A 14265-nucleotide genomic window follows, 5' to 3' on the forward strand; every position below is an offset into this window, starting at 1 on the left:
GGTACCGTCGTTGTTGTTGACCACGCTGCCCTCGGCAGGCGCGCTGGTGATGTCGAAGGTGTGGATGTCGGTGGTATCGGCGTCACCCGCGACGACAAAAGTGCCGTCAACCGTCGCGCCGCCTTCATCCGCGCTGATGGCGACCGCGCTGGCGCTCGGCTGGTCGTTGCTGCCGGTCACAGTGACGGTCACAGTAGCCGATGTACTGGTGGCATTGCCGGTGCCGGAATCATCAATGGCGGTGTAGGTAAAAGTCACATCGCGGGTTTCACCGTCGGCCAGGTCCTGGAAATCACTGCCGGGATCAAAGGTGAAGGTACCGTCGTTGTTGTTCACCACACTGCCTTCAGCCGGCGCGCTGGTGATATCGAAAGTGTGGCTGTCGCTGGTGTCGGCATCACCGGTCAGCACAAAGGTGCCGTCGACGGTCGCGCCGTCTTCATCGGCACTGATGGCTACCGCGCCGGCGGTGGGCTGGTCGTTAGTGCCGGTCACGGTCACTGTTACCGTGGCGGCAGTACTGGTGGCATTGCCAGTGCCGGAATCATCGATGGCGGTGTAAGTAAAAGTCACATCGCGGGTTTCACCGTCGGCCAGGTCCTGGAAATCACTGCCCGGGTCGAAGGTGAAGGTGCCGTCGTTGTTATTGACCACGCTGCCCTCGCTGGGCGCGCTGGTGATATCGAAGGTGTGATCGTCGCTGCTGTCGGCGTCGCCCGCCAGCACAAAGGTGCCGTCGACGGTCGCGCCGTCCTCATCCGCACTGATGGCTACCGCGCTGGCGCTCGGCTGGTCGTTGGTACCCGTTACCGTGACGGTTACTGTGGCTGAAGTACTGGTGGCGTTGCCGGTACCGGAATCATCAATCGCGGTGTAGGTAAAGGTCACATCGCGGGTCTCACCGTCGGCCAGGTCCTGGAAATCACTACCGGGATCGAAGGTAAAGGTGCCATCGTTGTTGTTCACCACGCTGCCCTCGCTGGGCGCGCTGGTGATATCGAAGGTGTGATCGTCGCTGCTGTCGGCGTCGCCCGCCAGCACAAAGGTACCGCCGACAGTCGTGCCGTCTTCATCCGCACTGATGGCTACCGCGCTGGCGCTCGGCTGGTCGTTGGTACCCGTTACCGTGACGGTTACTGTGGCTGAAGTACTGGTGGCGTTGCCGGTACCGGAATCATCAATCGCGGTGTAGGTAAAGGTCACATCGCGGGTCTCACCGTCGGCCAGATCCTGGAAGTCACTGCCCGGATCGAAGGTGAAGGTACCGTCGTTGTTGTTGACCACACTGCCCTCGCTGGGCGCGCTTGTGATGTCGAAGGTGTGACTGTCGGTGGTATCGGCGTCGCCCGCGACTACAAAGGTGCCGTCAACCGTGGCACCGTCTTCATCGGCACTGATGGCGACCGCGCTGGCGCTCGGCTGGTCGTTGGTACCCGTTACCGTGATGGTCACCGTGGCCGAAGCACTGGTCGCGTTGCCAGTGCCAGAGTCGTCAATGGCCGTGTAGGTAAAAGTCACGTCACGGGTTTCACCGTCGGCCAGGTCCTGGAAATCACTGCCGGGATCGAAGGTAAAGGTGCCGTTGTTGTTATTGACCACGCTGCCCTCGCTGGGCGCGCTGGTGATATCGAAGGTGTGATCGTCGCTGCTGTCGGCGTCGCCCGCCAGCACAAAGGTACCGTCGACAGTCGTGCCGTCTTCATCCGCACTGATGGCTACGGCACCCGCGGTAGGCTGATCGTTGCTGCCGGTCACGGTGACGGTCACTGTGGCCGATGTACTGGTGGCATTGCCGGTACCGGAGTCATCAATCGCGGTGTAGGTAAAGGTCACGTCACGGGTTTCGCCGTCGGCCAGGTCCTGGAAGTCACTGCCGGGATCGAAGGTAAAGGTGCCGTCGTTGTTGTTCACCACGCTGCCCTCGCCGGGCGCGCTGGTGATATCAAAGGTGTGGCTGTCAGTCGTGTCCGCATCGCCACCCAACTGGAAACTGCCGCTGACGGTAGCACCGTCTTCATCGGCACTGATGGCGACGGCATCGGCGGTGGGCTGGTCATTAGTGCCGGTCACTGTCACCGACACAGTCGCAGTAGTACTGGTATCGTTTACCCAACCTGAATTATCGATGGCGATATAGTCAAAAGTTACAATACGGGTTTCACCCTTCGCCAGATCCTGGAAGTCACTGCCGGGATCGAAGGTAAAACTGCCGTCATTGTTGTTGATAACGCTGCCTTCACTGGGGCTGCTGGTGATAGTAAAGGTATGGGAATCACCAACATCCGCATCAGATACAGAGAAATTGTCGGTAACCGTAACGCTGTCTTCGACTGCTGCGATAGCGACTGCATTGGCAATGGGCTGCGCATTACCGCCGACGCCACTCACGGTAATCGTGATAACCGTCGAGGTGCTGGTCGCATTGGCCGTACCGGAATTATCCGTGGCGGTGTAGGTAAAAGTCGCATCGCGGGTAGCACCGGCGGCCAGGTCGAGGAAATCCGTGCCCGGATCGAAGGTAAAGGTGCCGTCGTTGTTATTGATCACACTGCCTTCGATGGGTGAGCTGGTAATGGCGAAGGTATGTGTATCATTACTATCGCTATCTGCCACCAGGAAGCTGTCGGTCACTGTCGCGCCCGATGAGAGCACACCCGCGCCGATAACACTGGCGGTCGGTCGGTCGTTAGTACCGGTCACCGTGACGGTTACAGTGGCGGCGACACTGGTATCATTACTTTCACCAGAGTCATCGGTAACCGTGTAATTAAAGGTCACATCCCGGGTTTCACCTTCGGCCAGGTCCTGGAAATCGCTGCCGGGATCGAAGGTGAAGGTGCCGTCGTTGTTGTTGATTACGCTGCCTTCAGCAGGCGAACTGGTGATGGCAAAAGTGTGGCTATCGGCGGTATCGGCATCGCTGCCGAGTACAAAGGCACCGTTGACGGTAGCGCCGTCTTCGTCAGCGTTAATGGCCACCGCACTGGCAGTGGGCCGGTCGTTACTGCCAGTCACTGTTACGGTCACTATCGCAGTGGTACTGGTAGCGTTACCGGTACCAGAATCATCAACAACCGTGTAATTAAAGGTCACATCGCGAGTTTCACCTTCGGCCAGATCCTGAAAGTCCGTGCCCGGATCAAAAGTAAAGGTGCCATCACCATTATTTACAACGCTGCCCTCGGACGGCGTGCTGGTGATGTCAAAAGTGTGACTATCGCTGCTATCGGCATCGCTGGCCAGTACAAAACTGCCGTCGACGGTAGCCCCATCTTCATCAGCATTGATGGCTACAGCACCCGCCACAGGTTGGTCATTAGTACCAGTTACAGTCACAGTCACGGTCGCCGCGGTACTGGTATCGTTGGCCGCGCCGGAGTTGTCGGTTGCGGTGTAATTAAAGGTCACATCCCGGGTTTCACCATCAGCCAGGTCCTGGAAATCTGTACCTGGATCAAAAGTAAAGGTCCCATCGTTATTGTTGATGACACTACCTTCAGCGGGTGCACTGGTGATGTCGAAAGTGTGACTGTCGCCGCTGTCGACATCGCTGACAGAGAAACTGCCAGATACAGTGGTACCGTCTTCATCGGCATTCACTGCAACCGCGTTGGCGGTCGGTCGGTCATTGGCTGCCGCCACTGTAACCGTCGCCGCCAAACCCGGAGTAGCGGTGTCGACGCCGCCATTGGCGGTACCACCACTGTCAGTAACACTGCTGACGGTTACGGTGCGGTTACCGGTAGTCGGGTCGTTGTTGGTGTTGCGATAGGTAATGGCGTCAAACACTCCCTCGGCAGTATCCGAGGCCATGGCGCCACCGGATAAGGTCAGGGTGGCGGTCGAGCCCACCACACTGACGTTAAAGGTGAGTCCGTTAACGCCCGTGGAGCCTGAGGTGCCGTTAGTCAGGGTGATATCAATACCGTCGACATTAATAATTTCAAGAAAATCGTTGACGTTGGCCACGGTGAGTACAAAACCGCTGATAGTGTCACCGCTCTCGATGGCATCAATTTCTGTGCTGCTAAACAGATTAACCGCCGCCCCGCCCTCGGTATAAGTAGGGGTTAGGGCGTTGGTGGTAAACGTAGGGGCATCATTGACATTGACCACAGCCACTGTAGCAGCGCTGGTCACGTCCTCGATAGTTCCACCGGCATCGGTATAGCGCACCGCGACAGTCATTGTCGCGCCAACGTCGGCATCATCGAGAACGTAGGTACTGGCGGTAGCGCCACTGATGTCGCTGCCATCCCGCTGCCATTGGTAGGTAAAGCTGCCGAGGCCATCGGCGTCGGTAATGCCACTGGGATCTGCAGTGAGAGTTTGATCCTCCATGACCGTACCCGTAATAACCACAGTGCCGCTCGGTACGCTGTTAGTGGCTACCTGGGAATGGTAAAACGAAAACGCATCTATGCCTTCGGCCCAGGTATCGAGACCAACATCGGAGCCATCCAGAAACAATGACACGGTGCCGGCATTATTACCGGAGCCTAGGGTGGTCTGGGTCATATTAAGAGCGTAGATATCCTGGCTGGTGCCGACCACTGTATTGTCGAGGAAGACACCGGTATTACCATCGGTGGCCACCAGAATTGTGCCTTCGTTAAAGGTTTGCCCGCCAATGGTATAACCGACTTCCAGCAGTTCCAGCCCCAGCGGACCATCCTCAAACAGCCATTTAGAGGGGACCGGGCTGTCTTTGCCGTTGATTAAGGTTTGCAGCGTACCATCGTGCGGGTCTACCGACAGGTCACCAGGCGTGTATACCTGTATGTCGTACCGCTTACCCCCGGAGAGATCGGTTATCAGAAAGGTGCCTTTCTGCAATTCGACATCAGCCACTGTAGTATCGGCTTCCACTAGCGAAATACCGCTAATACCCCAATTGCCCGGATGGGAAAACAGCAACTCAAAAGTACCCGCGCTGTAATCACCGGCGACGTCAGGACGAAAACGAACTACATCGTCGATGCCCACTGCCAGCGAATTGCTGCTAGTGAGAGTATCACTGGACCAGAGCGACAACAGCACATCGCCTTCAAGCAAATTGATGGGCGTACCCGTACCTACAGAAATATCCGCGGTCACATAATGCAGAGCGCTGATGTCGGCATTGTTGCTGGCGGAAAAATTATCGATATCAAACGCCCAGCCAAAGTTGCCACTGCTGTCCGCGCCAAAGCCGTTGGCATCGGGATCAAAATTGATGACATCGGAGTCGTTCCAGGAATCCAGTCCCGTGGTGCCGCTGGGTGACGGTACATTGTGGGCGGTGGAGAGCCAAAGGGTATTGGCGTTGTAGCCAACCTCAAAATCATCAATATACAGCGCCGCACCGGCATCCAGGCCGGCATCTGTATTAAAGCGGAACCAGGTGGTACGAGACGCGTAATTGGTGATGGAAAAGTCGAGAGAGGTGGGGCTGGCATCCGAGCCGCCGCCGGAATTGTCAAAGGTGTAAGCCGTGCTCCAGGTAACACCGTCGGCGGAGACTTCCAGGTAGACCTTGTCGTCGCCGTCGCTAAAGTTATCGCGCTGATAGTTGAACTGCAGTTCCAGCGAACCATTGGCATCACTGGTATGGGTGATAACGCGCTCCAGCTGGACACTACCGGCGCCGCCACCTATCTGCAAGACGTCATCGGCGCCCAGAGTTGTGACTTTGATTGCGCCGCTGCCGACGCTGCCATCATCACCGCTCTCGACCCAGGGATTGCCACTCCAATCTATGCTGCCGTCACTGTTGTCGTAGGCGACACTACTAAAATAATCCGCATACTGGGTAGGGACGATTACTTTCGCAGCCAAACCCGGGGAAGATGTCTCTACACCGCCATTCGCAGTACCACCACTATCGGTAATACTGGTCACCGTGACGCTGCGACTGCCAAAACTCACTTCGCTACTGCTGTTGCGGTAAGTAATGGCATTGAATATTCCCTCGGCAGTAGTGGCAGTCATGGCGCCGCCGCTAATGGTCACCGTGGCCGTGGTGCCAGTAACACTGACGCTGTAGCCGAGGCTGTTGGTGGTGGTGGTGCCACTGTTGCCATTGCTGAGAGCGATATCCAGCCCGTCAATAGCCAGGTATTCCGTGGTGTCGCTGACGTTGCTCACCGTCAGCACAAAGCCGCTGATGGTATCGCCGCTCTCGATGGTATCAATCGCGGTGCCGCTGAACAGGTTGACCGCGGCACCACCGGCGGTATAACCGGGTGTCAGGGCGGTGGTGGTAAAGGTGGGAGCGTCATTGACGTTCACTACCGCCGCTGTCTCTGCGCTGGTGACCAGTTCCGCTGTGCCACCGCCATCGGTATAGCTGACCTCAACGCTCATCAAGGCACCTACATCGGCATCGTCAAGCGCATAGGTACTCGCGTCGGCGCCACTGATCGGCGTACCGTCTCGTAACCACTGATAATTGAATGTGCCGAGGCCATCGGCATCAGCCAGGCTACTGGTATCCGCGCTCAGGGTCTGGTCTTCCATCACAGTGCCGGTGATGTCAACCGACCCGCTGGGCAGGGTATTACTTCTCTGCGGTACAAACAGCGAAATGGCATCCAGGCTTTCAGCGACCAGATCCAGGCCTACATCCCCGCCATCGTAAAACAGCGACACGGCGCCGCGGGTCGAGCCGGAGTTGAGGTAGGTTTGGGTCAGGTTCAAGGCGTAGATATCGTAGCGGGTTTCAATCACCCAATTGGCCGGATCGGTATCCAGTTTTATGCCACTGTCGAGGTTCATAGTCATCAACAGCGTGCCCTCAGCCAGGGTCACACCACCGATAGTCACTTCATTCTCGATCAGTTCCAGCCCCTCCGGACCGGAGGGAAAGATATCGTTGTCGACCACCAACTCTTCGGAACCCAGGATAAACACTTGCTGAGTGATATTGGTAGGTGAAGCCGACAGATCCCCCGGGGTCACCAACAGAATGTCACGAGCATTAGGCCCACCGGCAACGGTGATCAGGAAGGTTCCCTCGTCCAGGGTGGTATCCGCAGATACCACGGTAGATTCCTCAACCAGGGTCAGACCAGTCAGGTTCTGGGGGCCTGAGCTGGTAAAAATACGCTGAAAGGTACCGGCAGAATAATCACCCGCCACATCCGGCCGATAGCGCACCACATCGTTATCATTCGCTATCAGGATATTACTGCTCACCAGGGTCTCGGTGCCGGTGGTGGAAAACAATACGTCTCCCTCAAGCAAATTGATGGGGCTGCCGCCCGTACCCACTGAAATATCCTTGGTCACGTAGTGAATCGCATCGATATCGCTGTCGAACAGCGGATAGTCGATAAAGCGGTCCGACTCCATGACCCAACCGAAGCTGCCGCTGGTAGCGTCGCCAAAACCGCCGGCATCCGGCGCAAAGTTGAGTACGTCGGAGTCCTGCCAGGAGTCCTGGCCCGGCGCACCGCTGGGGGATACGACATCGCCCTCAGTGGACAACCACAGGGTGTTGGTATTGAATTTGACTTCAAAATCATCGATATACAACGCCGCACCGGCGTCCAGGCCAGCATCAGTATTGAAGCGGATCCAGGTGGTGCGGGAGTCGTAATTGGTGACGTAAAACTCCAGGGTGCTGAGACTGGCGTCCGAGCCACCGCCTGAGTTGTCAAAAGTATGGATTGTGCTCCAGGAAGCGCCGTTGTCCGAGATTTGCAGATAAACCTTGTCGTCACCGTCGCTAAAATTATTGCGCTGGTAGTCGAACGACAGCTCCAGCGAACCGTTGGCGTCACTGGTGTGGGTCACCGCCCGCTCCAGCTTGAGGCTGCCGGAACCGCCGCCAATCTTGAGCAGATCGTCGGCGCCCAGAGTCGTGACCATGATCGCGCCGCTGCTAGCGCTGCCGTCATCACCACTCTCAGCCCAGGGGTTAGCACTCCAGTCAAGGGCGCCGTCGCTGTTGTTGTAGGCCACGCTTGAAAATGAATCGCCGTATTGATGGGTCGAGAGCACGCCGCTCCAGCTCGATTGCAGTGCCAGGCTAAAAGGTATATTGGCCTGGATACTCCCCAGCTGGAACTCCAGCTCCCAGTCGCCGCCCAAATCTGCGGCACCGGTGAGGTCGTCACTGGCGGCCACATCGGCGCCGGTGAGCTCAGCCAGGGCTTGCAACAAGTCCTGACCGCTGGCGTCGGCGGCCAGGTTACAGCCGTAGATCAGCAAATCCGCATCGCTGTTGAGGCCCGTGGACCAACTGGCGATCAAATCGGCAAATTCACCGAGGGACGCCTGGTCGAGCCAGGTATTGCCCAACTGCACACCGCCGGCCTTACCGTGGGAGACCAGGTGCACGGCATCGATGTTCTCCGCCCCGTTGAGGTAGTCGCTGATGATGGCGATGCCATCGCTGCTGCGGTCAATTGCAATGATCTGGTAATCGGTGGCGCTGCTGCTGACGATGCCATCGATCAGGGTTTGGTAGTCGGGGGTGGCGGTGTCGACAAAGATGATTTCCTGGCGCTGCTCGGCCACGTCCGCCAGCGGCTGGGCTGCCAGCAACTCGTTCAACTGGGACAGGTCGAGCGCGGTATGCTGCTGGCGGCCGGAATCCCTGCCATCATCATTGGCGGGGTTAAAATCCGTACCAGGGTTAAAATCCGTGACCAGGTTATCGGCCAGTTGCTCGATTGATGCGAAGGAATCGAGCTGCTGCCGGGAGTCGTGATCGTCGTTGACCAGGCTGTCCAGGCTGCTGGAGAGCGGGTCCGCAGACAGTAAAATACGCGGCTCCAACCGCTCCAGTGTGCGCTTTCCCACCGGTGCAGCCGGCACTTGCAAGCTGCCACGCAGCGCCCGCACCGAACAATAGGCACGCTGGCGCAGCCGCATTGCTCCCGCACCCAGGCCTTTCAACCAAACTCCAGTGGTACTCTTCACGCTGATTGCTCCCCGCTGATCAGTGCAACCTTAACGGGCTTGCATGGACACCTGTGGTTCAAGTGATTGCTCGTAAGCGGCTTGTTCCTCGACGTTAAGAAACCGCAGTCCGCACTTGAGGCCAGCGGGTAATTGGTAATTCTCGTTGGGCAATTCCAGCCGCACCCCGAATGTGCCACTGGCGGCGTCGCCGATGCGGTCTACCACGGTCACCTCTGCGTGATGCTTGCCGCTGGAGGCGGCTTCAGGGGCCACTTCCGCCACCATGCCCGGCTGGATACGTCCAAACAGGCTCATGGGTACGATCGCCTCTATGCGCAGGGGATTGATTTGCACAATCTGCAATATGGGTTGGTCTTCGATGTATTCGCCGGAGGATTTGTAAATTCGGGAGACAAAGCCATCGATGGTGGAACGAATGGTTTTCTGTTTCAGCTGCTCTTCCGCCCGCGCCAATTCCAGCGCCCGAATCTCTTCCAGGTCCCGGGCCTGGCGCAGCTTCCAGGCCGACAACTGGGCCTCGCGATCGGCGTCATCCTTGTGCCGGAAGGTCACTGCCTTCTTCTGGTAGAGGGAGTCGATACGGCGCTGCTCGCGCTCGTCGTAATTGAGATTGATCAGGCTGACCTGGGTATCGGCCTCGATGGCTGCGCGGCGCTTGGCCAATGCCACTGTAGCCCGCTCCACGCCGGCATCCAGCTCGGCCACCACCTGGCCGCGCTGCACAAACTGGCTGCGCTCGACTTTGACATTGTCGATAACACCCGGCACCGCGCTGCTCATTTCAATGGTTTTGTAGGGGTTGATCACGCAGTCGACGGGCAGGATATCAGCCTGCGCATCAATGCCGGCGCCCCCCTGAGCAGCTTTGGCCCGATCAGCACTGTCAGCCGCAGCCCACTGGACCGGCGCCAGGATTGAGGTTAAAACCAGGGTTACTATGCCAACCGGTCGGGTAAATTGCCGTCCGTAGAAATGTTCGAATGCCACCGAGTTATCACTCCAAGAAAAAATACCAGATTGCTACTGCTTTCAGTCTAGTACATATTTTAAAAAAGGAGATTCCAGCGACCATTGTTTTAACCGCTCAGCCAGATGCCGGGCGAGTGGCCGCTCGGAATGCACAAACCTGACCAAAACCCGGCTGCCGAGAAGGTTGAGAGCGCCGGGGGCGGTAAATTGCACATCGAACTGGAAGACACTGCGCAACAGTGCCAGCCCTCGCTCATCGCGGGCATCCACCTGCATCAGGCCACCCCGTTTACTGCCCAGCAGGGCACTGGGCAACTCCCGGGTCGCCGACGGCACCGCTTGCACCAGTTCAGCGCTGATAATATCGCCGCTAGCACCGGGCAGGCGGATCTGGATGGCCGCCGATTGCTCCATCACCCGCCGCACGTCCCACTGGTTGACGACCACCCGAGCGCGCAATTGGCCCGCGGCGCTGACATAACCCAGCACCTGGCCTTTCTCGATATAGCGACCGGGCAGATCGGTGGCAGCGGGCAGCTGCAAGACACCCTCCACCGGGCTGGTGAGACGCAATTTTTGCAATTGCTGGCGCGCATCCCGCAACTCCTCATCGATGGCCTTGAGCTGGCCAATCAAAATCGCGGCCGCCACTGTGTCCGTCGCACTGGCGCTGCGATAGCGAGCCTCTAATTCCTGTTTGCGCGCCTGCAAGACCTGCAGGTCCCGCTCCAACTCCGGATTGGCAAGCTGCAGCAGGGCTTGACCGGCGCCGACCATCACACCGGGCTCAATCAACACTTGCTCGACAAAGCCGGCGCTGCCACTGCGCACTTCTGCACCTTCCGGCAATTGCACCACGCCGTAGGCCCGGGTGGACTGGCTGATGGGCAGCACAAACAGTGCCCACCAAACCAGGAGCGCGACCGCAGTGCCCCGCACCGCCACCCGCAGCAGCGCGTTTTCCGCCACTGCCGCTTGCAACAGTGTGCGACAGTTACGCTGCAGCGGCAGCGCAATCTGCAGCAGCAGGAACCAGAGCGCCAGCAGCACCCCCAGCAGGAAAAACTTGCTGGCCAGGAACAGGGCAATGGTGACGCCCAGCAACAGCCGATACAGCCCCGACAACACCCCGTAGGCCAACAACCAGGGCTGCTCCCGGCGCTGCGCCATGGGCGCTTGCCGCTGGGTCAGGCCAAACAGGTAGCGCTGGGTCAGATAACCCAGGTACTGCTGGGCGCGGGTGCCCAGATTGGGCATCTCCAGCCAATCGCAGAGCACGTAATAACCGTCGAAGCGCAATAAAGGGTTGCCGTTAAACAACAGGGTGGAGGCGGCGCCGATAAACAGGGTGTTGAAGGCCAGGTCCCGGACCAGGCCCGGCTCAGTGCCCAGCCACACCGCCAGCGCTACCACCGCCAGCAGCAACTCCGCAACGATGCCCGCCGCCGCCACCCATAAGCGCTGGTACTTGTTGGGAAATGTAGTACTGGCCGAGGCGTTGACGTAGGGAATCGGCATCAGCAACAGCAGCATGATACCCATTTCCTTGACCTTGCCGCCGCGCAGCTTGACCGCCACCCCGTGAGCCAGTTCGTGCACCAATTTGATCAGCGGATACAACAGCCACAGCGACAGCAGGTTATAGGGATCGAGAAAACGACTCTGCCAGTGTTCCTGCAGCTCCAGCCACTGCCGCCCTGTTTGCAGGCAGGCCCAGCCCAACAGCAACAGGGCCGCGGGCAGCAGCAGCCGGCTCAGCAACAGCGGGCGAGTCCAGGCGACTATAATGTCCAGGCTGCGGTCCGGGTTCCACAGCGGCAGCTTGATCATAAACGGCCGCTTCAACTTGTCCCGCCAGCGCTCCCGCCCCACCCCCGGCACGGCGCGGTTTACGCCGGGCCTGGCGCTCAAGCCAATCCAATCCTGGCCCGCGGCGTCAGTGGCCGTCTCCAGCAGCTCGGCCTGCCGCAGCCCGGCCAGCAACCGAATCACGTCATCGTGGGAGAGCGCGGCCCGTTCCGCCGGACTGAGGGACTGGTAGGCCGCCTCAACGCTGAGCTGCCCGTCCAGCTGCGACAGCAGGCGCCAGGCCAGTTCGGTGAGACGAAAATGAGCCGAGGTCAGCGCGTCTTTAATGATGTAACTGTTTTGGCCCAGGTAGCGGTGCCGATAGATATTGCAGTCACGCTTGAGCCGCAGCCGCAATTCCCGCACCCGCTCCCAGGGCGCGGGCGCGGCCTCTGGCACCAGGTTTATGCTGGCAGTGTTCAGGGCATCCATAGCCATACCCGGATGCGCCACCAGTCCAGCAGGTCGTGGAAGGCAATCCAGATAATCGAGCGCTGCCCCACTTCAACCTTGCCTACCCCCTGCATACCCGGGCGCAAGGAGGCCACCGGGAAATCCAGCCGCGCCTCGGTGCGGTAGACCGTCTCGCCAGTCTCTTCACCCAGCACTGCGGCGATATTTTCCACCACAAAGGGAATTTTTTGTCGTGGCAACGCCGCCAGCACCAGGCTGCCCTGCTGGCCCACCCTGACCGCGGCGATGTCGCGTTCATCAATTTCCAGGGTGAGGCGGTATTCGTCCAACGGCGCCAGCTCGAACAACACCTGGCCCTTCTCCACCGGTGCGCCGAGGGAATGATGCAGGTCACCTTTGATCACCACCCCGGCCAGCGGCGCCCGCAACTGGGCCCGGCCACGCTGCTGCTGCAGCAACTGGATATTCGCATCCACCTGGGCGATCTGCGCTTGCACGATGCGCGATTCGGCACGGTCCAGCTGCGCCAGAGCCTGGCGGTACTGCTTTTCGTATTCATTGCGCTGGCTGCCGAGCTTGTCCAGCTCCAGCAACAACTCCCGATCATCCAGCTCCGCCAGCAGAGCACCCTCCTCCACTTCCTCACCCGCGCGCACCAGGGCGGTGGCGATATAGCTGTCGAAGGGTGCCACCACCGCCCGTTGCACCCGGCCCTCCAGCACCGCGTCGGCGTTGACACGATAGGTGGCCTGGCCGAATAGCAGGGTCACCAGCACCAGCAAGCCAACCCCCAGCGCAACCCGGTTTTTACGAGCTTCGGGGCCGTTAAAGAATTGCCCCAGGCGTTGCCGCCAATGCTGCCACAAGCCGCGTTGCCGGCGCGGCTGCAGGCGCAGCAGCGGCACCAACGCCGGTATCCAGCTGGCTGCCTGGCGCAGGAAATGTTCATCAAACGCCTGTTCCGCGCCCGTTTCGCACACCACCACCGCCCAGGCCAGTGGATTGGGGTTAGAGCCTTCAGCGTTATGAAAGCCTTCAGCGATATTTGAGCCTTCAGCGTTATGAAAGCCTTCAGCGATATTTGAGCCTTCAGCGGTATTGGAGCCTTCAGCGGTATTAGCGACTGCAACAGCATTAGAGCCTGCAGCGGTGTTAAAGCCCTTAGCTCTATTCGCGACGGCTGCAGTATTAGAGCCCCCGGCACTGAGAGCCCCCCCGGCACCAACAGCACCAGCAGCTGCTTGATCGCCGTCTGAGTTAGGAGCGCTGGCCTCCAGCAGTGGCACCGAATAGACCCGGCCGCCGCCGACGCTGGCACACAGCCGAAAGTGAGCGTCTTTGGGCTGGCCGTCACCGTTAGCCCGCTGTCGCGGCCTACCGCTGGCAACGGCGTCGTTCATCACCTCTTCCAGTAAACCGGCAAAGTCCGAGTGCGGGTCAAACTGGCGGCTGGCGGACGTACCCGTCAATTTAAGCTCGCCGCCCTTGAGCAGGCCGATAGAAACCCGCTGGCAGCCCAGCAGTTGCACCAGCCGCAAACAAATATCGTGGGCCAGGCTGCCCTGGGGTGGCCCATCGATAGTCTGTTGCAGCCAGTCGGACAATACCTCCGCCGCCTGCACACTGTTGCCTGCCAGACCCGAACCGCTGGCCGACCCGCTTTGCTGCACCAGCAGTGTCAGCCAATCCAGCGACCAATCCAGCAACTGCAACAAGGTATCGCGACTCGTTGCCGGCACATCCAAATGCAGCGCCACCGCGGCACCGGCCAACACCGCTGCACCGGGCTTGCTCGAACCCAAGGCGCGGCCCACCAGCAGCCCGTTCTTGGCTGCGGACACCACCGGTTCGTCGCTCCTGGCGGCGACCGTGGCAATACTGCGAAGCTGCGCGGTGGCAGCGGCTTGCTGCGGCCAACTGGCCGCAATGACGCCCTCCTCCTGACCCTGAAGTGGTGTTACCACGATTGCCTCGACCACGCCGGGCAATACCTTACACACCTGATTTAACCAAGACTGCAGCATGAAACTCTGTAAATTCGAATATAAAAGGATGGCACCTATTGCCACAATTTAGTGGGTGCCGCTTCTGATGCCTGAAGTATAGAAAGGAAATTGGACGCGC

General features: G+C 59.2%; 4 protein-coding genes. All 4 read right to left on the reverse strand.

Annotated features, from left to right (window positions below):
* A partial coding sequence (locus G8764_RS10155; RefSeq protein WP_166164528.1) for a cadherin-like domain-containing protein occupies positions 1-8907 on the reverse strand: 8907 nt, incomplete at its 3' end.
* 30 nt (positions 8908-8937) lie between these two features.
* On the reverse strand, positions 8938-9897 hold the full coding sequence (locus G8764_RS10160) for an efflux RND transporter periplasmic adaptor subunit (RefSeq protein WP_166164529.1): 960 nt from the start codon (positions 9895-9897) through the stop codon (positions 8938-8940).
* A 42-nt stretch (positions 9898-9939) separates the two neighbouring features.
* Positions 9940-12159, reverse strand: coding sequence for a site-2 protease family protein (locus tag G8764_RS10165; protein ID WP_166164530.1), 2220 nt, complete (start codon positions 12157-12159; stop codon positions 9940-9942).
* Positions 12147-14165, reverse strand: a complete 2019-nt coding sequence (locus G8764_RS10170) for an efflux RND transporter periplasmic adaptor subunit (RefSeq protein WP_166164531.1) — start codon at positions 14163-14165, stop codon at positions 12147-12149. The genes G8764_RS10165 and G8764_RS10170 overlap by 13 nt, the downstream gene beginning before the upstream one ends.
* Positions 14166-14265: the final 100 nt, after the last annotated feature.

It is taken from the genome of Pseudomaricurvus alcaniphilus (genome assembly GCF_011440395.1).
GTDB classification, from domain to species: domain Bacteria; phylum Pseudomonadota; class Gammaproteobacteria; order Pseudomonadales; family Cellvibrionaceae; genus Pseudomaricurvus; species Pseudomaricurvus alcaniphilus.

Coding starts and splice junctions, on each gene's coding strand:
- G8764_RS10170 (WP_166164531.1), bottom strand. CDS start 14,165: ATGCTGCAGTCTTGGTTAAATCAGGTGTGTAAGGTATTGCCCGGCGTG.
- G8764_RS10165 (WP_166164530.1), bottom strand. CDS start 12,159: ATGGATGCCCTGAACACTGCCAGCATAAACCTGGTGCCAGAGGCCGCG.